Source organism: Pseudomonas sp. NPDC089406, from assembly GCF_044900265.1.
Taxonomy (GTDB): Bacteria; Pseudomonadota; Gammaproteobacteria; order Pseudomonadales; family Pseudomonadaceae; genus Aquipseudomonas; species Aquipseudomonas fakonensis.
The window spans coordinates 1-20,880 of sequence record NZ_JBJDNC010000035.1 but is presented as its reverse complement, the minus strand read 5'-3'; the positions used below and the strand labels follow the sequence as shown (position 1 = coordinate 20,880).

General features: G+C 63.5%; 19 protein-coding genes. 4 read left to right on the top strand and 15 right to left on the bottom strand.

The genetic code is table 11. The features are described from left to right. Positions 1-52: 52 nt before the first annotated feature. The gene (locus tag ACI2KK_RS22025; RefSeq protein ID WP_404670587.1) at positions 53-2,134 is read right to left on the bottom strand and encodes a carboxy terminal-processing peptidase; all 2,082 of its coding nucleotides are present in this window, start codon (positions 2,132-2,134) and stop codon (positions 53-55) included. 141 nt (positions 2,135-2,275) lie between these two features. On the opposite strand from ACI2KK_RS22025, the gene ACI2KK_RS22020 reads away from it, so the two are divergent. After that, on the top strand, positions 2,276-3,238 hold the full coding sequence (locus ACI2KK_RS22020; RefSeq protein ID WP_404670586.1) for an NAD(P)H-quinone oxidoreductase: 963 nt from the start codon (positions 2,276-2,278) through the stop codon (positions 3,236-3,238). Positions 3,239-3,335: 97 nt separating this feature from the next. Here ACI2KK_RS22020 and ACI2KK_RS22015 read toward each other — a convergent pair whose 3' ends face one another. From ACI2KK_RS22015 to ACI2KK_RS21990, 6 genes are all read right to left on the bottom strand, one after another. Further along, entirely contained in the window at positions 3,336-3,989 is a 654-nt protein-coding gene (locus ACI2KK_RS22015) for an HAD family hydrolase (protein WP_404670585.1), read from the bottom strand. A gap of 13 nt (positions 3,990-4,002) precedes the next feature. After that, entirely contained in the window at positions 4,003-4,992 is a 990-nt protein-coding gene (locus tag ACI2KK_RS22010) for an ABC transporter ATP-binding protein (RefSeq protein ID WP_404670584.1), read from the bottom strand. A 1-nt stretch (position 4,993) separates the two neighbouring features. Further along, complete coding sequence (locus ACI2KK_RS22005; RefSeq protein ID WP_404670583.1) at positions 4,994-5,788, bottom strand: ABC transporter permease; 795 nt, start codon at positions 5,786-5,788, stop codon at positions 4,994-4,996. After that, positions 5,778-6,617, bottom strand: a complete 840-nt coding sequence (locus ACI2KK_RS22000) for an ABC transporter permease (protein ID WP_404670582.1) — start codon at positions 6,615-6,617, stop codon at positions 5,778-5,780. The genes ACI2KK_RS22005 and ACI2KK_RS22000 overlap by 11 nt, the downstream gene beginning before the upstream one ends. Further along, the gene (locus ACI2KK_RS21995) at positions 6,614-7,420 is read right to left on the bottom strand and encodes an alkaline phosphatase family protein (RefSeq protein WP_217842268.1); all 807 of its coding nucleotides are present in this window, start codon (positions 7,418-7,420) and stop codon (positions 6,614-6,616) included. Before ACI2KK_RS21995 ends, ACI2KK_RS22000 begins: the two co-directional genes overlap by 4 nt. Positions 7,421-7,566: 146 nt before the next feature. Continuing rightward, positions 7,567-8,637 carry an ABC transporter substrate-binding protein gene (locus ACI2KK_RS21990; RefSeq protein WP_404670581.1) on the bottom strand — a complete coding sequence of 357 codons (1,071 nt, stop codon included), beginning with the start codon at positions 8,635-8,637 and terminating at the stop codon, positions 7,567-7,569. A gap of 316 nt (positions 8,638-8,953) precedes the next feature. Between ACI2KK_RS21990 and phnR the strand changes: the two genes are divergently transcribed. Then, positions 8,954-9,667, top strand: coding sequence for a phosphonate utilization transcriptional regulator PhnR (phnR, locus tag ACI2KK_RS21985; RefSeq protein WP_404670580.1), 714 nt, complete (start codon positions 8,954-8,956; stop codon positions 9,665-9,667). Positions 9,668-10,096: 429 nt separating this feature from the next. On the opposite strand, the gene ACI2KK_RS21980 is transcribed toward phnR, so the two are convergent. From ACI2KK_RS21980 to minC, 8 genes are all read right to left on the bottom strand, one after another. After that, the gene (locus ACI2KK_RS21980) at positions 10,097-11,251 is read right to left on the bottom strand and encodes an MFS transporter (RefSeq protein ID WP_404670579.1); all 1,155 of its coding nucleotides are present in this window, start codon (positions 11,249-11,251) and stop codon (positions 10,097-10,099) included. 472 nt (positions 11,252-11,723) lie between these two features. Further along, on the bottom strand, positions 11,724-13,874 hold the full coding sequence (locus tag ACI2KK_RS21975) for a mechanosensitive ion channel family protein (RefSeq protein WP_404670578.1): 2,151 nt from the start codon (positions 13,872-13,874) through the stop codon (positions 11,724-11,726). A gap of 44 nt (positions 13,875-13,918) precedes the next feature. Then, complete coding sequence (locus ACI2KK_RS21970; protein WP_011532728.1) at positions 13,919-14,086, bottom strand: hypothetical protein; 168 nt, start codon at positions 14,084-14,086, stop codon at positions 13,919-13,921. A gap of 185 nt (positions 14,087-14,271) precedes the next feature. Beyond that, positions 14,272-15,561 carry a M18 family aminopeptidase gene (locus ACI2KK_RS21965; RefSeq protein ID WP_404670577.1) on the bottom strand — a complete coding sequence of 430 codons (1,290 nt, stop codon included), beginning with the start codon at positions 15,559-15,561 and terminating at the stop codon, positions 14,272-14,274. Positions 15,562-15,686: 125 nt separating this feature from the next. After that, positions 15,687-16,322 carry an RluA family pseudouridine synthase gene (locus tag ACI2KK_RS21960; RefSeq protein ID WP_019472567.1) on the bottom strand — a complete coding sequence of 212 codons (636 nt, stop codon included), beginning with the start codon at positions 16,320-16,322 and terminating at the stop codon, positions 15,687-15,689. Between the two features lie 155 nt (positions 16,323-16,477). Further along, a complete protein-coding gene (minE, locus tag ACI2KK_RS21955; protein WP_011532731.1) occupies positions 16,478-16,732 on the bottom strand; it encodes a cell division topological specificity factor MinE in 255 nt (84 codons plus the stop codon). 3 nt (positions 16,733-16,735) lie between these two features. Beyond that, positions 16,736-17,548 (bottom strand): septum site-determining protein MinD, encoded by an 813-nt coding sequence (gene minD / locus ACI2KK_RS21950; protein ID WP_054893840.1) that lies wholly within the window; start codon positions 17,546-17,548, stop codon positions 16,736-16,738. Positions 17,549-17,645: 97 nt separating this feature from the next. Beyond that, entirely contained in the window at positions 17,646-18,407 is a 762-nt protein-coding gene (minC, locus tag ACI2KK_RS21945; RefSeq protein ID WP_404670576.1) for a septum site-determining protein MinC, read from the bottom strand. Between the two features lie 100 nt (positions 18,408-18,507). Between minC and ACI2KK_RS21940 the strand changes: the two genes are divergently transcribed. After that, positions 18,508-19,443, top strand: coding sequence for a lipid A biosynthesis lauroyl acyltransferase (locus ACI2KK_RS21940; protein WP_404670575.1), 936 nt, complete (start codon positions 18,508-18,510; stop codon positions 19,441-19,443). A 144-nt stretch (positions 19,444-19,587) separates the two neighbouring features. Beyond that, the gene (locus ACI2KK_RS21935; RefSeq protein WP_404670574.1) at positions 19,588-20,730 is read left to right on the top strand and encodes a patatin-like phospholipase family protein; all 1,143 of its coding nucleotides are present in this window, start codon (positions 19,588-19,590) and stop codon (positions 20,728-20,730) included. The last annotated feature ends 150 nt before the right edge of the window (positions 20,731-20,880 follow it).

Sequence of the window (20,880 nt, the reverse complement as noted above, 5' to 3'; positions counted from 1 at the left end):
TGCGATGACTGTTTGATGACAGGTCACATTATTCTGCCATCACTCGGTCGGATTACTTCTTGGCCATCTTGGCGCTTTCGCTGAGGTAGTCGATCAGGATACGACCGGTCTCGGCAAGATAAGCGTCGTCTTCCGGTTTAGTCTTGTCGTCTTCGTCCGGCAGGGCGTCCTCGTCGACCTTTTTCAGCTCCTTGAGTGGCTCCTCGCCCTTGGCCTTGCGACGGATGTTCTCCATGGCCAGTTGCTTGGCTTCGACGTCGTCGTGGCGGGCACGGCGCTCCTGTTCGTTGAGGCTGACGGTTTTCTCGTCCATCAGCTTCTGGGTCAGGGCCAGGCGGTCACGGATGTAGGTGAACTCGGCATCCTTGGCGCTGCGCGCGTCATGCTTGGCCTTGAGGTCGGCGAGGAACGGCTTGAACGGGTCTGCGGCTGGCTTGACCACCGGGCGGATGGTGTCCCACGGCATGGCTTCGGGCAGGGCGCTTTCGCCGATCTCTTTAGTGTCGATGATCGACGGGTAGTCGATGTCCGGCAGCACGCCCTGGTGCTGGGTGCTCTGCCCGGATACCCGGTAGAACTTGGCCAGGGTCAGCTTCAGCTCGCCATGGTTGAGTGGCTGGATGGTCTGCACGGTGCCCTTGCCGAAGGTCTGGCCACCGATGATCAGCGCGCGATGGTAGTCCTGCATGGCGCCGGCGAAAATCTCCGAAGCCGAGGCAGACAGGCGGTTGACCAGCAGCGCCAGCGGGCCTTTGTAGAAGGCGCCGGGGTTCTCGTCCTCGAGCACGTCTACGCGGCCGTCGCTGTTGCGTACCAGCACGGTCGGGCCTTTCTCGATGAACAGGCTGGTCAGCTCGGTGGCTTCCTGCAGCGAGCCGCCGCCGTTGTTGCGCAGGTCGATGACCACGCCGTCGACCTTCTCTTTTTGCAGTTCGGTCAGCAGCTTTTTAACATCGCGGGTGGTGCTCTTGTAGTCCGGATCACCGGCGCGATAGGCCTTGAAGTCCAGGTAGAAGGCCGGGATCTCGATGATGCCGAGCTTGTAGTCGCGGCCATCCTGCTTGAGCTTGAGCACCGACTTTTTCGCTGCCTGCTCTTCGAGCTTGACCGCTTCGCGGGTGATCGAGACGATCTTGCTGGTCTGGTCGTTCGGCGCATTGCTGGCCGGCACCACCTCCAGGCGCACCACCGAGCCTTTCGGGCCGCGGATCAGCTTGACCACTTCGTCCAGGCGCCAGCCGACCACGTCGACCATTTCCTTGTTGCCCTGGGCCACGCCGATGATCTTGTCGGCCGGGGCCACTTGCTTGGTTTTGGCGGCAGGGCCGGCCGGTACCAGGCGCACGATCTTGACCTGGTCGTTGTCGCTTTGCAGCACCGCACCGATGCCTTCGAGCGACAGGCTCATGTTGATGTCGAAGTTTTCTGCGTTGTCCGGCGACAGGTAGTTGGTGTGCGGGTCGTAGGACTGGGCGAAGGTGTTGATGTAGGCCTGGAAGATGTCTTCGGCACGGGTCTGGTCCAGGCGCGCCAGCTGGTTCTTGTAGCGCTTGATCAGGGTTTCCTGGATCTGCTTGGGGTCCTTGCCGGCGATCTTCTGGCGCAGCACCTCGTCCTTGACGCGTTTGCGCCACAGCTCGTCGAGGGCGGCCTGGTCCTTCACCCACGGGGCGTCCTTGCGGTCGACCAGCAGGTCTTCCTTGACGCTGAAGTCGATCTTGTCGACGCCTTTGTTCAACTCGCCCAAGGCGTAGTCCAGGCGCTGCTTCACGCGGTCAAGGTAGCGTTTGTAGATGGTGAAGCCGGGGTCGAGGTTGCCGCTTTTGAGAAAATCGTCGAACTGGGTCTTCCACTTGTCGAACTCGGCGATGTCGGCTGCGGTGAAGTAGCTGCGCGAGGGGTCGAGCAGCTTGATGTAGCTGTCGTAGATGATGATCGAACGGGCGTCGTCCAACGGCGGCTTGCTGTAGTGGTGGCGCTTGAGCAACTCGACCACGTTCAGGCTGGCGACGATCTCGTCACGGTCTGGCTGCAGGCTGTCCCACTTGTTGGCGGCGGCCGCATTGCCACCGAGCGTGAGGCTGCCGAGCCCGATGACGAGGGCGAGGGCGGTGCTGCTAGTGAAATGCTTCATGCTGATTCGACGTGGGGGCAATTGATCACGCATAGTAGGCCGTCTTTTCCGTTCGCCGGTTCCATGGAGCCGGGCAAATACTGCAAAAAGCCTGGGACATGGGATCCCAGGCTCAGTCATGTGAATCACTATGGAGGCACTGTGAAGGCATTGCAAGGCGTTGACGGACATGTGGCCTGGGTCGAAGCCGAACGCCCGGCCTGCGACGCAGGGCAGGTACGCATTCGAGTGGCCGCCGCGGGGCTGAACCGTGCGGACCTGCTGCAAATGAAGGGTTTGTACCCGCCACCGCCGGGTGCCAGCCCGTACATGGGCCTGGAGTGCGCAGGCATAGTCGAGGAGGTGGGCGCAGGCGCCGACTGGCGCGTTGGCGACCGGGTTTGCGCGCTGCTGGCCAGCGGCGCCATGGCCGAACAGGTGGTGGTCGATGCCCGCCATGTGCTGCCGGTGCCCGAGGGCCTGAGCCTGCACGAGGCGGCGGCGCTGCCCGAGGTGTATGCCACGGCCTGGCTGAACATCTTCCAGCTGGGTGGGGTGAAGGCCGGCGAGAAGGTGCTGGTGCATGCCGGTGCCAGCGGCGTTGGCTCGGCGGCCATCCAGCTGTGCAAGGCGTTCGGCAGCCCGGTGTGGGTCAGCGTCGGTTCGCAGGAGCGCCTGGCTTACTGTGAGGCGCTGGGTGCGGCCGGTGGCGTGGTGCGCAACGAGAACCTCGATGCGCTCAAGGCGCTGGGGCCGTTCGATGTGATCCTCGACCCGGTGGGCGCCGGTTACGGCCCGCTGAACCTTGAACTGCTGGCCCGTGACGGGCGCTGGGTGATCATCGGCCTGATGGGCGGGCGCAAGTTCGAGCTGGACCTGGCGGTGGTGATGGGCAAGCGCCTGCAGATTACCGGCTCCACCCTGCGCAACCGTGACGATGGCTTCAAGGCTGAACTTTTGCGTGACCTGAAGCAGCAGGTATGGCCGCTGTTCAGTGAAGGGCGGTTGTCGGCGCAACTGGTCGACACTTACCCCGTCGAGTTTGCCCAGGCGGCGTATGCCGAGCTTGAGAGCAACCAGGTGTCGGGCAAGCTGGTGATGGTGATCGATTCGAGCCTGGTGTAAGCAGGCCTGGCCTCATCGCCGGCAAGCCGGCTCCTACAGGGATACCTGCCCACCCTGTAGGAGCCGGCTTGCCGGCGATGAGGCCCTCAGCTCCAGCTCAGCTCCAGTTCAAAACGGGCCAGCCATTGGTCTGGGCATGTTCACGCAACACCGCATCCGGGTTCACCGCAAACGGGCGATCCACCTTCAGCAGCAACGGCAAGTCATTGCGCGAGTCGGAATAGAAACTCGCCCCCTCCAGGTTTTCCTGCTCCTGATCCAGCCATTCCAGCAGCCGGGTGATCTTGCCTTCGCGGTAGGTCAGCACCCCGTGGGTCCTGCCGGTGTACACCCCGTTCACTGCCTCCAGCTCGATGGCCAGGTACTCGTCCACCCCCAGCCGCGCCGCGATCGGCCCCACCAGGTGGGTGCCGCTGGCCGAGATGATCAGGATGCGGTCGCCTTGCTTGCGGTGCTCGGCGATGCAGCGGCAGGCGTCGCCGAAGATGATCGGCTCGATCACGTCCTCAACCCAAGGCTCCACCAGGTGCTCGACCTCCTCGAGCGTGCGCCCGGCGATCGGTTCCAGGCTGAAAGCCATGTAGTCCTCCATCTGCAGGTGGCCCTTGCCGTAGGCCTCCATCAGCTCGTGGTCGCGCTTGAGGAAGCTTTTGCCATCGACCCAGCCCAGCCGGGCCATCTGCTCGCTCCACAGCGACGCGCAGTCGCCGTGGATCAGGGTTTCGTCCAGATCGAAAATTGCCAGTGCCATGTGTTGCTTCTCCTTAGGCCACTTCCCGTAGCGCCGTGGGGTCGATCGACAAGGATACCCGCTGGCCGTCGGCGTGCAGGTCGGCCGCCGAGCGGTTGAGCACGTCCACCACCAGTTCCACGTCGCGCACCTGCACCCGGTAGCGGATCACGTTGCCGAGCAGGCTGTGGCTGCGCACCTCGGCGTCCAGTTCGCCGTTCAGCCCCAGGGTGATCGACTCCGGGCGGATCGCCAGGCGGCTGGCCACCGGGCGTTGCAGCAGGCGGCTGGCGCTGTCGGCGTCGAGCAGGTTGTAGTTGCCGATAAAACCCGCGGCGAACAGGTCGACCGGGGCGGTGTAGAGGGTTTCGGCATCGCCACTTTGCACGATGCGCCCCTGGTTCATCAGGACGATGCGATCCGACATGGTCAGCGCCTCTTCCTGGTCGTGGGTGACGAAGATGGTGGTCAGCCCCAGCTCGCGCTGGATGGCGCGGATCTGTTCGCGCAGGTGCTTGCGAATGCGCGCATCCAGCGCCGACAGCGGCTCGTCGAGCAGCAGCAGGCGCGGGCGGGTGACCAGCGAGCGGGCCAGGGCCACGCGCTGGCACTGGCCACCGGACAACTGGTGCGGGTAGCGTGCGGCGAAGCTGGCCAGCTCTACCAGCTCCAGCACTTCACGCACCCGTGCTTGGCTTTCATCACTCTTGACCTTCTGCATGCGCAGGCCGAAGGCGACGTTCTGCTCCACGGTCATGTTGGGGAACAGCGCGTAGCTTTGGAACACCATGCCGATGCCGCGTTTTTGCGGGCTTACCGGCACGATGTCCTGGCCATCCAGCAGGATCTGCCCGGCGTCCACCGGGGTCAGCCCGGCGATGCAGCGCAGCAGGGTGGACTTGCCGCAGCCCGAAGGGCCGAGCAGGGTGACGAACTCGCCGCGTTCGATCTGGCAGTCGATGTTCTCGAACACCGGGCTGCCGGCGTAGCTTTTTTGCAGGTTCTGTACGCTGACGAAGCTCATGTCAGGTTTTGTCCTTGTTCAGGCGGTTGGCGACCCAGGTCAGTACCAGCACGAAGGCGAAGTAGGAGATCACCAGTGCGCTGTTGAAGTGGCCGCTGCTGTTGCGCATGTTGTTCAGGTACACCTGCAGGGTTTCGTAGCGGGTGCCCACCAGCAGGTTGGCAAAGACGAACTCGCCGAACAGGAACGAGAACGACAGCAGCAGCGCCACCAGCAAGCCCTTGCGCAGGTTGGGCAGCACCACCAGCAACGCCGCCTGCCAGGTGCTGGCACCGAGCAGTTGGGCGGCGTCCATCAGGTCGCGCAGGTTGATCGCCTGCAGGTTGTTGGTGATCGCCCGGTACATGAACGGCAGGGCGATGGTGAAGTAGCAGCCGATGAGGATCCACGGCGTGCCGACCATGGCCATCGGCCCGCTGCCGTACAGTTGCAGCAGCCCCACCGACGACACCACCGGCGGCACTGCGAACGGCAGCAGAATCAGCACGTTCATCAGCGCGTCGAGCTTGGGGAAGTGGTAGTGCACCACGAACAAAAGCGGCAGGATCAGCACTACTGAAAGCACCAGCGCGCCCACGCACACCAGCAGCGACTGGCCGAAGGCGGCCAGAAAGCGCGGCTCGCTCCACAGCGCGACGTACCACTTGAAGGTCAGGCCGCTGGGCAGCAGGGTCGCCGACCAACTGGTGGCAAACGAGTACAGCAGGGTGCCGGCCAGCGGCAGCAGCAGGATGAGAAACAGCAGGTACACCACCACCCGGTGGTAGAGGCTGGCCGAGGTTTTTTCAGCGCGCATGGTAGCTCCTCTTGAGCAGCCATTGATGGACCACCGTGACCACCGTCATCAGCCCCACCAGCACCATGGCCAGGGCGCTGGCCAGGTTCGGGTCGAGGGTGATGTCGCCGGCCACCAGCGCGGCAATGCGGATCGGCAGCACGTTGAAGTTGCCGGTGGTCAGGGCGTAGACCGTGGCGTAGGCGCCCAGGGCGTTGGCCAGCAGAATGACGAAGGTGCCGAGCAGGGCAGGGGTGAGCACCGGCAGGCCGATATGCCGCCAGAACTGCCAGTGGCTGGCCCCAAGCAATGCGGCGGACTCGCGCCAGTCTTCGCGCAGGGCATCGAAGGCCGGGTACAGCAGCAGCACGCCAAGGGGGATCTGGAAGTAGGTGTACACCAGGATCAACCCGGTCTTGGAGTAGATGCTGAAATCCCCCAGCAGGCCCATTTGCTTGAGCAGCAGGGTCAGCGCGCCGTTGAAGCCCAGCAGGATGATGAAGGCGAAGGCCAGGGGCACACCTGCGAAGTTGCTGGTCATGTTGGCAAAGGCGCTGACGAAGTCGCGCAGCCTCGAGTCCACCTGGCGCAGCGAGTAGGCGCCCAGGGTTGCGATGACGATGCCGAACAGGCTCGACCAGAAGCTGATCTCAAGGCTGCGTTCCAGCGCTTGCAGGTAGAACTTGGAGGCGAACACCTTGGCGAAGTTGGCCAGGCCCCAGCCGCCGTCACTCTGCAGGCTGTTGAGGGCAACCCAGGCCAGCGGGGCGATCTGGAAGATGATGAAGAACACGGCGAACGGCAGCAGGCAGAGCAGGGCCAGGTAGCGGCCACGGGGTTTCGAACTCACTTGAGCAGCTCCCGGCAAACCGCCTTGTCGTGGGCCGCGCCGAGCAGCTCGCAAATGGTGCCGCACAGTTCGGTCTGCAGCGGTTTGGCTGCCGGGTCCAGGCTGAATGCGTCGCCGAATACGAACAGCGGCACTTCGCGCTCCTCGGCCAGCAGGCCATTGTGCGAGCGGTCGTTGTTCATGCCGTGGTCGGCGGTCACCAGTACCTGGTAACCCTCTTCGAGCCAGCGCGGCAGGTAGTCGGCCAGCAGGATGTCGGCGCTGCGTGCGGCGTTGCGGTACTGGCTGCTGTCCAGGCCGTGGCGGTGGCCGATGTCGTCGATGCTCATCGGGTGCACCAACAGGAAGTTGGGGGCATGGCGGCGGCGCAGGTATTCGGCGTCGGCCAGCAGGTGCGAATCGGGGTAGCGGTCGTCCCAGTAGAACAAGGCATGCTGGATCGGCAGCTTGGGGGCATGGGTGTGGCGGTCGCGCTGCGGGTCGAACGGCGAGCGGTTGTACAGCTCGCTCATCCAGTGGTACGCCGCGGCAGCGGTGCCCAGCCCGGCCTCGCGGGCGTAGTGGAATACGCTGCGCTGGTTGGACAGGCGGTTGACGTTGTTGTGCACGATGCCGCTGTCGATCGGCGGCACGCCGGTGAGGATGCATTCGTACAAGGGCCGCGACAGCGACGGCAGCTCGCATTCCATTCGGTACAGCGCAGCGCGGTCGGCTTCGACATAGGCGTGCAGGTGGCCCATGGCGTGGTGCGCGACCTGGTGGTTGAGGCCGTCGAGCAGGACCAGGATGACGTTGTGTTGCATGGTGGCTCCAGTCAAAAACCGCGTTGCTTTCTTCGCGGGTAAACCCGCTCCCACAGGGGCGGTACAAGTCTTAATACCTGTGATGCATTTGTGGGAGCGGGTTTACCCGCGAAAGGGCCGGATCAGGCGCTACAAAAGCCAGCCCTTTATTCCATCTCGATGATCACCTGCTCCTGCCACTTCTGCGGCAGGGCCTTGGAGGTCGCTTCCCAGGCTTCGGCGTTCTTGATCGGCTGGGCGGCCTTGTACTGCTCGTTGGGCAGCAGCTTGGCCTGCACGTCGGCCGGCAGTTTCAGGTGCTCGGCGCGGATCGGGCGGGCGTGGCCGATGGCCAGGTTGGTCTGCCCGGCGTCGCTGAAGATGTACTCACGGGCCAGCTTGGCGGCGTTCGGGTGCTTGGCGTACTTGTTGATGATGGTGGTGTAGCCCGAGGTGATCGAGCCGTCCGAGGGGATCAGCACCTCGAAGCGTTTCGGGTCGATCTGGTCACGGTAGCTCAGGCCGTTGAAGTCCCACACCACGCCCACTTCCACCTCGCCCTTCTCAAGGGTCTGGATGGTCGGGTTAGCCAGCGACAGGCGCTTTTGCTGGGCCAGCTTGGTGAACAGCTGCAGGCCCGGCTCGATGTTGCTTTCGTCGCCCTTGTAGGCGATGGCCGCGGCCAGCACGCCATTGGCGGCCTGGGCCGCAGTGCCGACGTCACCGATGGCAACCTTGTACTTGCCCTTTTCCAGGTCGTGCCAGGTTTTCGGGCGCTCGCCTTCCTTGACCAGGTCCTTGTTGATGATGAAGGCGATGGTGCCGGTATAGGCCAGGGCCCAGTGGCCGTCCTGGTCCTTGGCCCAGGTCGGTACCTGGTCCCAGGTGCTGGGCTTGTACGGCTGGGTGACGCCTTTGGTTACCGCGATCGGGCCGAAGGCTGCGCCGACGTCGCCGATGTCGGCGCTGGCGTTGTCTTTTTCGGCATCGAACTTGGCGATTTCCTGGGCCGAGCTCATGTCGGTGTCGCTGTGCTTGAGGCCGTACTTCTTCGCAAGGTCTTCCCAGGTGCCTTTCCAGTTGGCCCAGGCATCGGGCATGCCCACGCTGTTGACCGTGCCTTCCTTGCGGGCGGCGTCTTCAAGGGCCTTGAGGGCGTTGAGGTCTTGGGCGGCCATGGCCGAGGTGCAAAAAGCGATGGCCGAACCGAGCAGTGACGCCATGAACAACTTTTTCATCCGAAGCTCCTTTGGTGGGTGCCTTGCATTCGTTGTTATGAGAGTGAGCCGTGCCTGCCTGACGTTGGTCTAGGTCAGCAAACCTTGAGCCAAGGTAGGCCGGTTGCGTGACAATTTGATGTAAGGGGCGGGCCGCGCAGGCCCTGAAGATACAGCGTAGACCACGGGCAAGGCCTTGAACTCCGGGCCTTGGCCCGGATCTGGCAGGCACTGGCAAAGGCCTTTGTCACAGGATGTTCATCAGCCCTGCCTAGGCTTGCTCTATTCTCCACCTGCCCTGTTATAGGGCTGGACTAGTCCAGATAGGTAACCTTTGATGCAAGCGACGCCACCGCGCGCGGTAACAGCCATCTGCCATGCCCTGCAGGAGCAGATCGAACACGGCCTGCTGGCCCCCGGCGGCAAGCTGCCGGCCGAGCGCAAGCTCAGCGAGGTGTTCGACACCACGCGCATCACCCTGCGCGAAGCGCTGGTGCAGCTGGAGGCCCAGGGCCTGATCTACCGCGAGGAACGGCGTGGCTGGTTCGTTGCGCCCCAGCGCCTGACCTACGACCTGATCGAGCGTAGCCACTTCCATGCCATGGTGCGCGACCAGGGGCGGGTGCCCACTACCGAGCTGCTGTCGGCGCGCCTGCAACCAGCCTCGGCGGCCATCTGCGCACGGCTGCGCCTGCCGGCGCTGTCCAGCGTGGTGCGCATCTGCCGTTTACGGCGCATCGACGGGCGCGCGGTGCTGTATGCCGAGCACTACCTCAACCCGAAGTACTTCCCGGGCATTCTGGAGTTGGACCTGGCCCAGTCACTGACCGAGATCTACGCCCGGGAATACCGCATTCAATACGGCCAGGTGTGCTTCGAGATCCTGCCCACCGCCTTGCCGGCCGAGGCCGCCAGTGCGCTGAAGGTCTCGGCGGGCAGCCCCGGGCTGCATATCACTCGGGTCAACAGCGACCAGCATGGGCACTTGATCGACTGTGACCTGGAGTATTGGCGGCATGATGCGATACGAATTCGCGCTGAGGCGGGCTAGACGATGATCTGGTTTCACCTCCCCCCTTAAAACCCATCCCTTTCGAGGTGTTCGCGTCCGGGCTGCCAAGTGTTCGCCGAAGGTTTTGCAGCGCCTATCAGATCGAGCGCCGCCCGCGCGGCGCATCGCGGCGCAAGGCCGCTCCTACCGTCTGTTTCGGGCCAGTTATTCCTGTGCCGGTACCAGCGCCTGCCTTGGTGCATGCCTTGAGTCATGTGGGGCGGCAGCAACGCCCACGCTGAAACCGCGTCGAGCCAACAAGGCGGACCAGGTAATGGCACAGAACAGACTGGCCCGAAACAGATGTAGGAGCGGCCTTGCGCCGCGATGCGCCGCGCGGGCGGCGCTCGATCTCATAGGCGCTGCAAGGTTTGTGGCGAACACCTGTCAGCCCTGACACGAACACCTTGAAAGGGATGCCCTTAAAACCTAGTGAGTCTCCTCACCCAATTGCGGCATCCGGGCAAGCAGCACCCAGCCCAGGAAGCCTGTAAGGATGAACGATGCGGCTAGCGTTACGGATAACAGGCTGCCGGTAGCCGCGATCAAAGCGCTGGCCAACCCTGCGCAAGCGAACAGCAACGTGTTGTTCAAAGCTGCCGCAGCTCCCGCCCGGGTTGGATGCCTGGCCAATGCCTGAGTGGTCGCTGTAGGGCGAATGATCGTGATGCCCATCGTGCAGATGATCATCGGCAGCAAGGTGCTCGCAATGGAGGGCTCTGCAAGCAGTCCCCAGATGAACGACGCGATGCCGGAGGTGCCGATCAAGGTGAAGCCCAATCCGATCTGTTTCCTTGGAGGGATGCGTTCATTTAGCCAATGGGCTACCACGCCGCCCAGAACATAGGCCAGGCCATAGCCTGTGAATACCAGGCCGAAGGTTTTTGCTGAGAGGCCCAGGCGGTCCATGAAAAGTAAAGGAGAACTGACGATAAATGAGAAATGGCAGGTAAAGGCCAAGCACGAAAACGACGTAAGTGTTAGAAAGCCAGAATCTTTCATTAATACTTGGTAGCTTGAAAGAGTACCCCTTGGGCTGAAATTACCAGCTTTCTCCTGGAGAAAGACGACGGTGATGAGTGCGCAGCATGCGCTTAATGACGTAAATAGAATGAAGCTGCCTTGCCAGTTGAAGTGGTGTTGAAGAATGCTGCCGGCAAGGGGGGATAGTGAAATAAAAACGCCACTTGCGCCGGTCAGTAGAATGCGCATGTTGTTTTGCTGTTTGCCTGTATACAGATCCTGCACCAACGCATGGCTGAGCACGAAGCAGCCACATCCGATCGCCTGTAGCAAACGGAAGAAGATAAAAGCCTCGAAGCTGGATGACAACAGGCATCCAGTGGCACCGAGAGCAGAGATCAAGAGACCGGCCAGCAAGAGCCGCTTTCGGCCAATGGCATCGGACAGAGGGCCGATGAATAATTGTGAAAGCGCCACGCCGATAGCAAAGAGACTCACGGAGTACGCAACGCTACTGGTTGCAACGTGGAAGGAAGAGGCGATTGCAGGGAAGGAGGGAAGAATGACGTCCAGGGGGAAAACGCCGAGCAGGCACATGAGCAAGAGCAACGTTACTCGCATTGCATTATCTGTGTGAGGATAATTTCGACTCATGGGGCTACGTCACTACGTCTGAAGTATTTTAAGTGATGGTTAGTTTTTGGCGACTCGGTTTTAACTGTGGTTCTGAAGGTGGGGTTTGCTGTGCAAGTGGTGAGTGTTTTTCACTTTATTATCTAATGTTGTTGCGCTGTCGTGGTTCGTCTCAATGATAGATGTGGTTGAAAGATGTACAAGTTCTAAGTTTGTGCGAAAAATAATATTATTAAGTAGGAAGTTTTACCGTCATAGGCGCTTGATCACCTGTGATCTGGCGTATTGGCGCCACGATGCGATCTGCATTCAGGCGCAGGCGGGCTAGGGCCTGATCGCATAAGTCCCAGGCCTGCACTATACCTGTAGGAGCCGGCTTGTCGGCGATGAGGCCGGGCCTGGGAGTAACAGCTCAGCAAAGGTGTCGCCTGTGCCGGCCCTATCGCCGGCAAGCCGGCTCCTACAGGGAATCTTTTTCGGCTGTTGTGGCACCACCCGCCGTCACCACCTGCACCGACAACCTCGGCGTCGCCAGGTCCAGCCCGGCCTCGTCCAGTTGGCGCTTGAGCGCCAGGTTGAACGCCCGCGACACTTCCCACTGCTTGATCGGCGCGGTCTTGAAGCGGGCGCGCAAGATTGCCGAGCCCGACTCGAAGCTCTCCACCCCCTGCAGCTCCAGCGGCGACCAGATGTTGCGACGCATCAGCGGGTCGCTGCGCAGCTTCTGGCCCACTTCGCGGATCAGCGTGATGGCCTGGTCGATGTTCATGCTGTGGGGGATCGCCACCCGGAAGATCGCGTAGCCGAACTCGCGGGAGTAGTTCTTGATGCTCTTGATCTCGCTGAACGGGATGGTGTGCACGATGCCGTCGATGTCGCGCAGGCGCACGGTGCGGATGGTCAGGCCCTCGACCGTGCCCAGGTGGCCGCCCACATCGACGTAGTCGTCGATGGCCAGGCTGTCCTCGATGATGATGAACAGCCCGGTAATCAGGTCGGCCACCAGCGACTGCGCGCCAAAGCCGATGGCCAGGCCGATCACGCCGGCACCGGCCAGCAGCGGGGTGACGTTCATGCCCATGTTGGCCAGGGCGACGATCACCGCAATGATGAAAATCACCACGAACATCACGTTGCGGATGAGCGGCATCATGGTCTGCGCCCGGGCGTTGGCCAGCCCGCGGCGCGAGCGCACCAGGGCGTGGTGCACGGCGGTGTCAGCGAGAATCCACACCAGCCAGGCGACGATCAGGGTGCCGGCCAGGCCCAGCAGGCGCAGGCTGATCTCGTGGCCGTCACCTTCGGCGAAGCTGATCATCGACTGGCCCCACACGCGCAGGCCCAGCTCGATGAATACCAGCCAGATGAACAGGTGCAGCAGCAGGTAGCCGAAGTTGCGCAAGCGTTCGGCGTACACCGCCTGGCGCTTGTTGGCGCGCTTGGGGTTGGCGGCGTGGCGCCGGACCAGGCCGTTGAGCACCATGCACACCACCACCAGCACCGTGCACATCAGCGACTGGCGCAGGGCGGTGCTGGTGTCGCCGGCGGAGACGAAGGTGGCGAACAGCGAAATCGCCACCAGGATCAACGCCGGGATGAACCAGAAGCTGCCGAGGATCTCGATGGTGTCGCTCAAGGTGCGCCGGGTCAGGCGCCGGGACAGCGGCTGGTTGCGAATAAGATGGGCGATGGGGCGGCGAAAACGCAGGATGAACAGCCCGGTGCACAGCGCGGCGATGACGTTGGCCAGGGTGGCCAGGGCGTGGGCCAGGTGGCTGCCCAGGGCGGCGGTCAGGCGTGGGTCGCTCATCGCCTCGCCAAAGGCTGCGAAGCTGCCGATCAGCCACAGCGGGCGGAACGCCTGGTGGCGCAGGATGTGCAGGGCGCGGTGGCGGTGCGGGCCGTCGAGCAGCGAGAAGGCAATCACGCAGATGGCCGAGAACAGCGTGCCGACCACCAGCGCGTAGGCCAGCACCATGGCCATCGACTTGCCCAGCGAGGAGGGCAGGGCGAAGCTCAGGTACACGGTGAACACCAGCGCCACCAGCCAGGGCCCGAGCTTGCGCAGGGCGAAGCGCACCAGGTCCCAGGTGCGTGGGTGTTGGGGCAGCTCTTCGGTGAGGCCGAAACGCACCCGCACGCGGTGGCCGATCCAGTTGAAGGCGTAGGCCAGCAGGCTCCACACCGCAATGATCGCGGCAAAACCGAACAGGATCGCCGGCCACTGGTGCACCGGCACCACCAGCGCAGCCAGCTCGTCGCGGGCCTGGTCGATTTCTGCGGACCAGCGGATGAACGGGCTGGCCTCGCCGCTGAACTGCTTTTCGAAGTCATGCAGGGCGCCGCCGATCAGGCCAAGCACGCCCTGTTCGACGGTAGGTTGCGATTGCTTGGTGGCGTCGCGCAGCTTTTTCAGGTCGGCCAGCAGCTTGGCCCGTTGCTGGTCGTTCTCGAGGTTCTTGATCACCTCGTCCAGCGACTTGCCCAGCGGTTCTGTCGCTTCGGGCTGGGCGGGGGCGCTGCTGCCCAGCAGCCCCGGCAGGCCGGCGGCATGCAGCGGGGTGACGAACAGCAACAGCAGGAGGGTCAGGCAACGCAGGAGGGCAGGCACCGGGAAATCTACCTCAGGTCAAACGATTGACCGAGTGTAGAGGTTTATGTGGGCAGTTTCTCCAGGATCTTCCAGCAGGTGAGGCCGAAGATGCCCAGGGTGCCGATCCACATCATCAGCACGCCGATGTTGCGCTCGCGCAGGCTGAAGCCGATGGTCAGCAGCATGAGGAACAGGAACACCGGGACGAACAGCGAGAGGAACGGGGACATGGGCAGAGGTCCTTCTGCGTGGGGGCCATGTAACAAGCATAGCGGGTAGCCGGCGAAGCGGATTGACCTTGAGCAGGTCCGGCCTCTTCGCGGGTGAACCCGCTCCCACAGGTTCCCTCAATGCCTGGGTCTGTGGAGACCCTGTGGGAGCGGGTTTACCCGCGAAGAGGCCGGGCTTGCCTACATCAAGGCAACTCGCGGCTGCGGTAGAACGCCCCGAGCACCTTCACCAGGTGTGCCAGGTCATGGCTGCCGCACAGCTCGCGGATCGAATGCATGGCAAAGGTCGGCAGGCCGATGTCCACGGTGCGCACGCCCAGGTGGCTGGCGGTGATCGGGCCGATGGTCGAGCCGCAACCCATGTCGCTGCGCACCACGAAGCTCTGCACCGGGACTTCTTCGGCCATGCACAGGTGGCGGAAGAAGCCGGCGGTTTCGCTGTTGGTGGCGTAGCGCTGGTTGTTGTTGACCTTGATCACCGGCCCGGCGTTGAGCTTGGGGCCGTGGTTGCCGTCGTGCTTGTCGGCGTAGTTGGGGTGCACGCCGTGGGCATTGTCGGCCGAGACCATCAGCGAGCGCTGGATGCTGCGCACGTACTCGTCGCCATCCGGCAGCAGGCGCTGCAGGGTTTGCTCGAGCATCGGGCCGTCGGCGCCGCAGGCCGAGCAACTGCCGACCTCTTCGTGGTCGGTGCACACCAGCACGCAGGTTTCATCGCCTTCGGCGGCCAGCAGGGCCTGTAGGCCCGCGTAGCACGACAGCAGGTTGTCCAGGCGGGCGCCGGCGATGAAGTCGCCGTTCAGGCCGATCTGCGCAGCGTCTTGCGTATCGTAGAAGCTCAGCTCGTAGTCCAGCACCACGTCGGCGTTGAGCTCGTGCTCGCGGGCCAGTTGCTCGGTGAGCAAGGCGCGGAAGTCGATGCGCTCGTCGCCGGCCACCTGGGCAAGAATCGGCGGCAGCTCGGTCTGCGGGTTGATCTGCCAGCCTTCGTTGGCGGTGCGGTTCAGGTGGATGGCCAGGTTGGGGATGATCGCGATCGGCAGCTTGAAGTCCACCAGCTGGCTTTCGACCTTGCCGTCACGGCGGAAGGTGACCCGCCCGGCCAGCGACAGGTCGCGGTCGAACCAGGGCGCCAGCAGCGCGCCGCCGTACACCTCGACGCCCAGCTGTAAAAAGCCCTGGCGTTGCAGCTCGGGCTGCGGCTTGACCCGCAGGCACGGGCTGTCGGTGTGGGCGCCGACCATGCGGATACCGCCGATCAGCGGCGAATGCTTGCCCAGCTTGATGGCGATGATCGAGGAGTCGTTGCGGGTGACGTAGTAGCGCCCGCCGGGCACTGTGGCCCAGCTGTCGCGCTCGTCCAGGCGCTGGTAGCCGGCGGCTTCGAGGCGCTGCGCCAGGCTTGCGGTGGCATGGAAGGGCGTCGGGGAGGCCTTGAGGAATTCGATCAGGCCGGTATTCAGTGCTTCGCGCATAACTCACTCCAAATTCGAGCTTCAAGCCACAAGCTGCAAGCTTCAAGCAAAGGCAGCCCGCGGGGCAAGCGCCTCAGCGGTCTATCCTGGCTTTTTCTTGCAACTGGTAGCTTGCAGCTTGCAGCTTAAAAGGGTGCGGGGCACTCGAACTTCAACCGCTCCCCGCTCACAGGGTGAGTGAAGCTCAGCATCGAGGCATGCAGGCACAGCCGCTCATGGGCGGCCAGTGCCTCGGGGTTGGCATACAGTCGGTCGCCCAGCAACGGGTGGCCGATCGACAGCATGTGCACGCGCAACTGGTGCGAACGGCCGGTGATCGGCGTCAGCTCCACCCGGCAGTGATCGCCGCAGCGCTCGACGATGCGCCAGAAGGTCAGGGCGTGCTTGCCTTGCTCGTGGTCCACCACGTGGCGCGGCTTGGTGGGCGGGTCGTAGCGCAGCGGCAGGTCGATGCTGCCGCTGTCCAGGGCCGGTTGCCCCCAGCACAGCGCGGTGTAGGCCTTTTCTGTCTCGCGGTCGTGGAACTGGCGCGACAGCTCGCGGTGGCTGTCGGCGTCACGGGCCAGCAGGATGATGCCGGAGGTTTCCCAGTCCAGGCGGTGCACGATCAGCGCGTCGGGGTAGCCGTTTTCCTGCAGGCGGGTGATCAGGCAGTCCTTGTTGTCCTCGGCGCGGCCCGGCACCGACAGCAGCAGGGTCGGCTTGTTGATCACCAGGATGGCGGCGTCTTCGTGAAGGATCTGGATGTTCGACAGCGGCATTGCAGGTTCTCTTTTAGCGTTTGCAAAACACTGGGGCCGCCTTGCGGCCCATCGCCGGCAAGCCGGCTCCTACAGGGGAATGCGCTACCTGTAGGAGCCGGCTTGCCGGCGATGGGCTGCAAAGCAGCCCCAATGACCCCGGCCGGTGGCGCGAATCAGCGTTCCGGCAGGGTGATGTTCAGCTCCAGGATCGAGCAGCTGCCCTGGTTTTCCAGTGCCACCTGCACATCGTCGTTGCCGATGTTGACGTACTTGCGGATCACCTCGACCAGTTCCTTCTGCAAGGCGGGCAGGTAGTCCGGGGTGCTGCGCTGGCCGCGCTCGTGCGCCACGATGATCTGTAGACGCTCTTTCGCTACCGACGCGCTGGTCTGTTTCTGCCTGCCACGAAAGAAGTCAAAAAGGTTCATGGTTTACTTGCCTCCAAACAGTCGCGCGAAGAATCCTTGCTTCGGCACTTCAATGAACCGCAGGGGCTTTTCTTTGCCCAGCAGACGGTCAACGGTATCACTGTACGCCTGGCCGGCATCGCTCTGGTCGTCAAGGATGACCGGGATGCCCTGGTTGGAGGCCTTCAGTACGGCTTGCGATTCCGGGATCACGCCCTTGAGCTTGATCGCCAGGATTTCTTCGACGTCGGCGATGCTGAGCATTTCGCCCTTTTCGACGCGCTCTGGGTGGTAACGGGTGATCAGCAGGTGTTCCTTGATCGGCTCCTCGCCGTTCTCGGAGCGGCGCGACTTGCTCGACAGGATGCCCAGCATGCGGTCCGAGTCACGTACCGACGACACTTCGGGGTTGGTCACGACGATGGCTTCGTCGGCGAAGTACATCGCCAGGTGCGCGCCTTTCTCGATACCGGCCGGGGAGTCGCAGATGACGTAGTCGAACTGTTCTTTCAGTTCCATCAGGACTTTTTCGACGCCTTCCTGGGTGAGGGCGTCCTTGTCGCGGGTTTGGCTGGCGGCCAGTACGAACAGGTTCTCGAGGCGCTTGTCCTTGATCAGGGCCTGTTGCAGGTTGGCTTCGCCGTTGACCACGTTGACGAAGTCGTACACCACGCGGCGTTCGCAGCCCATGATCAGGTCGAGGTTACGCAGGCCGACGTCGAAGTCGACGATGACCGTCTTGTGGCCGCGCAACGCGAGGCCGGTACCGATGGCGGCGCTGGTGGTGGTCTTGCCCACACCCCCCTTGCCGGAAGTAACCACGAGAATCTTGGCCAAGGTGTTTCACCCCTAAATAATCGGGACAGGCGTCCCTGCAAATACAAAAAACGGCAACGGTAATGAAAGTTGCGCTAAAAATGCCGGCAAGTATCCGTTAAAGACGGGTGATGTTCAACACATCGCCGGACAGGCTGACCTGTACCGGCGCCCCCCATAGCGGGTCGCGGCGCAGGTCTTCGCAAACCCTGTACTGGCCGGCGATGGAGACCATTTCGGCGGTCATTTGCTGGCAGAAGATGCGCGCCTTGGTGTTGCCCTTGATGCCGGCCAGGGCACGGCCGCGCATGGCGCCGTACACATGGATGTTGCCGTCGGCCAGAAGTTCCGCGCCCGGGCTTACGGAGCCTGTGACGATCAGGTCGCCGCCCTGGGCGTAGATCTGCTGGCCGCCGCGCACCGGCGAGGTGATGATGCGCGTCGGGCGCACCTCGGGTTCGGCCGGGGCAGGGGGTGGTGGCGGCGCGGGTTCTGGCTTTTTCACCTCGGGCTCGGGCTCCAGCGGGCGCTCGCGGGCGCCGGAAGGCGGCAGCACCGGCAGGTCGATGGCGATCGCTGCAGCGATGTCCTCGATGCGGCTGGCACGGATCGCCAGGGTGCGCAGGCCATGGTGGCGGCAGATGCGCATCAGCCCGGGCAGGTCGATGGCGCCTTCGTCTGCAGGCAGCTTGTCCAACGCCAGCACCAGCGGCGTATTGCTGAAGAAGTTCGGCGCCTGCACGACCTTGGCCGCCAGTTGGCGGTCGAGGGACTCGAGGTCGTTGCGCGCCAGTTCCAGCACGGTGATGGCAAGCATGCTGCCCTTGAGCTGGAACACGGGGGCGGTGTCGGGTGTCTGGTTGAGGCTCATGGTCTGCATAGACGGCTTGTTGCGAAAAAAGTGCCCTGACTTATAGCGATAAGACCGATTGCCCGCAACCGATGTAGAATGCCCGGCCCTTGTCTTGCCGGAAGCTTCAATGGAACGCCCGCGTTTTCGTACCCTTTACCTCCACCCGCGATTCTGGGCCCTGTGGCTCGGCCTGGGTCTGCTGTGGCTGATCGCCCAGTTGCCCTACCGCGCACTGCTGGGGCTGGGGCGCGCCCTGGGCGCGGTGATGTACCGGCTGGCCGGCGAGCGCCGGCGTATTGCCGCACGTAACCTGGAGCTGTGCTTCCCGGAGCTTTGCGACGACGAACGGCAGCGCCTGCTGAAAGAAAACTTCGCCTCTACCGGCATCGCCTTCTTCGAGATGGCCATGAGCTGGTGGTGGCCAAAGGCCCGGCTGGCGCGCCTGGCGCACATCGAGGGCATCGAGCACCTGCAGGCCGCCCAGCGCGAAGGCGAGGGCGCGATCCTGATGGCGGTGCACTTCACCACCCTGGAAATCGGCGCCGCGCTGCTGGGCCAGGCCCACACCATCGACGGCATGTACCGCGAGCATGGCAACGCGGTGTTCGATTTCATCCAGCGCCGTGGCCGTGAACGCCATAACCCCGACTCGCTGGCGGTGGAGCGTGACGATGTGCGCGGCATGCTCAAGCTGCTGCGCAAGGGCCGGGCAATCTGGTACGCACCGGACCAGGACTATGGCGTCAAGCAGAGCATCTTCGTGCCGCTGTTCGGCATCCAGGCGGCCACGGTCACTGCCACCAGCAAATTCGCCCGTCTGGGCAAGGCGCGGGTGATCCCGTTCACCCAAAAGCGCCTGGAAGACGGCAGCGGCTACCGGCTGGTGGTGCACCCGCCGCTGGAGGGCTTCCCCGGTGAAACCGAAGAAGCCGATTGCCTGCGCATCAACCAGTGGGTCGAAGGCGTGCTGCGCGAGTGCCCGGAGCAGTACCTGTGGGCACACCGGCGCTTCAAGTCGCGCCCCGAAGGTGAACCGCGGCTGTACGACAAGAAAAAACGCTGACGGTTTCTATTGCGGGGCCGGCCTCTTCGCGGGTAAACCCGCTCCCACAGGGGGCGTGTACACCCTGAGCCCGGCGCTGTAACTGTGGGAGCGGGTTTACCCGCAAAGAGGCCGGCCCTGTCAACCATGATCCAGGAAGGAAGCATGACCCCAACCACCGGCCTGATCCTCTCTGGCGGCGGTGCCCGCGCCGCCTACCAGGTCGGCGTGCTCGCCGGCATCGCCGACCTGCTGCCCGCCGGCGCTGCCAACCCCTTCCCGGTGATCGTCGGCACCTCTGCCGGGGCGATCAATGCGGTCAAGCTGGCCAGTGGCGCCACCCGCTTCGCCGATTCGATACACCAGCTCACGGCCTTCTGGCAGAACTTTCAGAGCCACCTGGTACTGCGCAGCGACTGGCCCGGGGTCATTCGCCAGGCCAGCCGCTTCTTCGGCCACAGCCTGCTGGGGCTGGGCAGCCAGGTGCCGGTGGCCTTGCTCGACAGCCGCCCGTTGCGCGGCCTGTTGCATGAACACCTGAACCTGGACGGCATCGCCCACTCGCTGGCGGCCAACCAGCTGCGCGCCGTGGCCGTGACTGCGTTCGGCTATGAGTCGGGGCAAGCGGTGACCTTCTACCAGGGCCAGGGCGCCATCGAGCCCTGGCTGCGCCACCGGCGCATAGGCATGCCGACGCCACTGACGGTCGACCACTTGCTGGCCAGCTCGGCCATCCCGTTGCTGTTCGCTCCGGTGCTGCTGGGCGAGGAGTATTTCGGCGATGGTGCGGTGCGCCAGTCGGCGCCGATCAGCCCGGCGTTGCACCTTGGCGCCAGCCGGGTGCTGGTGGTGGGGGTCAGTGGCAACCCGCAGCGCCCGGCGGCGCCCTTGCCGACCCAGCGGGTGTTCAGTGGCAAGCAGCCGAGCCTGGCGCAGATTGGCGGGCACATGCTCAACAGCACCTTCATCGACAGCCTCGAGGACGATATCGAGTTGCTGCAGCGGCTCAATCACCTGAGCCATCTGCTGCCGGCGCACCTGGATACGCGGCGCTTGGGGCTGGCGCCGATCGAGGTGCTCGTGGTGGCGCCCAGCCAGCCGCTGGACGAGATTGCCGCGCGGCACCGGCGGGAGTTGCCGGCTGCCTTGCGCATGTTTTTGCGTGGGCCGGGGGCTACCAGGACCAGTGGGGCGGGGGTGTTGAGTTATTTGCTGTTCGAGGCGAGTTATTGCAGTGAGTTGATTGAGTTGGGGCGGCGGGATGCGTTGGCCAAGAAGCGGGAGTTGTGTCAGTTTCTTGGGATTTGAGGTTTGTTTGTTTGTTTGTTTGTATTGAAAGTGTATGCGTATTCATTATTTGTATTGACGCTTATTCACCTTTCCGCCCTTACGGCGGGTAACTTTTTGAAGGATCAAAAAGTCACCAAAAAATCCTCGCTCCATTCATCCGGCCCCTGC

Bases quoted from the DNA above. Each gene is read 5' to 3' on its own strand.
- ACI2KK_RS22025 (WP_404670587.1), bottom strand. From the start codon at position 2,134: ATGAAGCATTTCACTAGCAGCACCGCCCTCGCCCTCGTCATCGGGCTC.
- ACI2KK_RS22015 (WP_404670585.1), bottom strand. From the start codon at position 3,989: ATGGCACTGGCAATTTTCGATCTGGACGAAACCCTGATCCACGGCGAC.
- ACI2KK_RS22010 (WP_404670584.1), bottom strand. From the start codon at position 4,992: ATGAGCTTCGTCAGCGTACAGAACCTGCAAAAAAGCTACGCCGGCAGC.
- ACI2KK_RS22005 (WP_404670583.1), bottom strand. From the start codon at position 5,788: ATGCGCGCTGAAAAAACCTCGGCCAGCCTCTACCACCGGGTGGTGGTG.
- ACI2KK_RS21995 (WP_217842268.1), bottom strand. From the start codon at position 7,420: ATGCAACACAACGTCATCCTGGTCCTGCTCGACGGCCTCAACCACCAG.
- ACI2KK_RS21990 (WP_404670581.1), bottom strand. From the start codon at position 8,637: ATGAAAAAGTTGTTCATGGCGTCACTGCTCGGTTCGGCCATCGCTTTT.
- phnR (WP_404670580.1), top strand. From the start codon at position 8,954: ATGCAAGCGACGCCACCGCGCGCGGTAACAGCCATCTGCCATGCCCTG.
- ACI2KK_RS21980 (WP_404670579.1), bottom strand. From the start codon at position 11,251: ATGCGAGTAACGTTGCTCTTGCTCATGTGCCTGCTCGGCGTTTTCCCC.
- ACI2KK_RS21970 (WP_011532728.1), bottom strand. From the start codon at position 14,086: ATGTCCCCGTTCCTCTCGCTGTTCGTCCCGGTGTTCCTGTTCCTCATG.
- ACI2KK_RS21965 (WP_404670577.1), bottom strand. From the start codon at position 15,561: ATGCGCGAAGCACTGAATACCGGCCTGATCGAATTCCTCAAGGCCTCC.
- ACI2KK_RS21960 (WP_019472567.1), bottom strand. From the start codon at position 16,322: ATGCCGCTGTCGAACATCCAGATCCTTCACGAAGACGCCGCCATCCTG.
- minE (WP_011532731.1), bottom strand. From the start codon at position 16,732: ATGAACCTTTTTGACTTCTTTCGTGGCAGGCAGAAACAGACCAGCGCG.
- minC (WP_404670576.1), bottom strand. From the start codon at position 18,407: ATGCAGACCATGAGCCTCAACCAGACACCCGACACCGCCCCCGTGTTC.
- ACI2KK_RS21940 (WP_404670575.1), top strand. From the start codon at position 18,508: ATGGAACGCCCGCGTTTTCGTACCCTTTACCTCCACCCGCGATTCTGG.
- ACI2KK_RS21935 (WP_404670574.1), top strand. From the start codon at position 19,588: ATGACCCCAACCACCGGCCTGATCCTCTCTGGCGGCGGTGCCCGCGCC.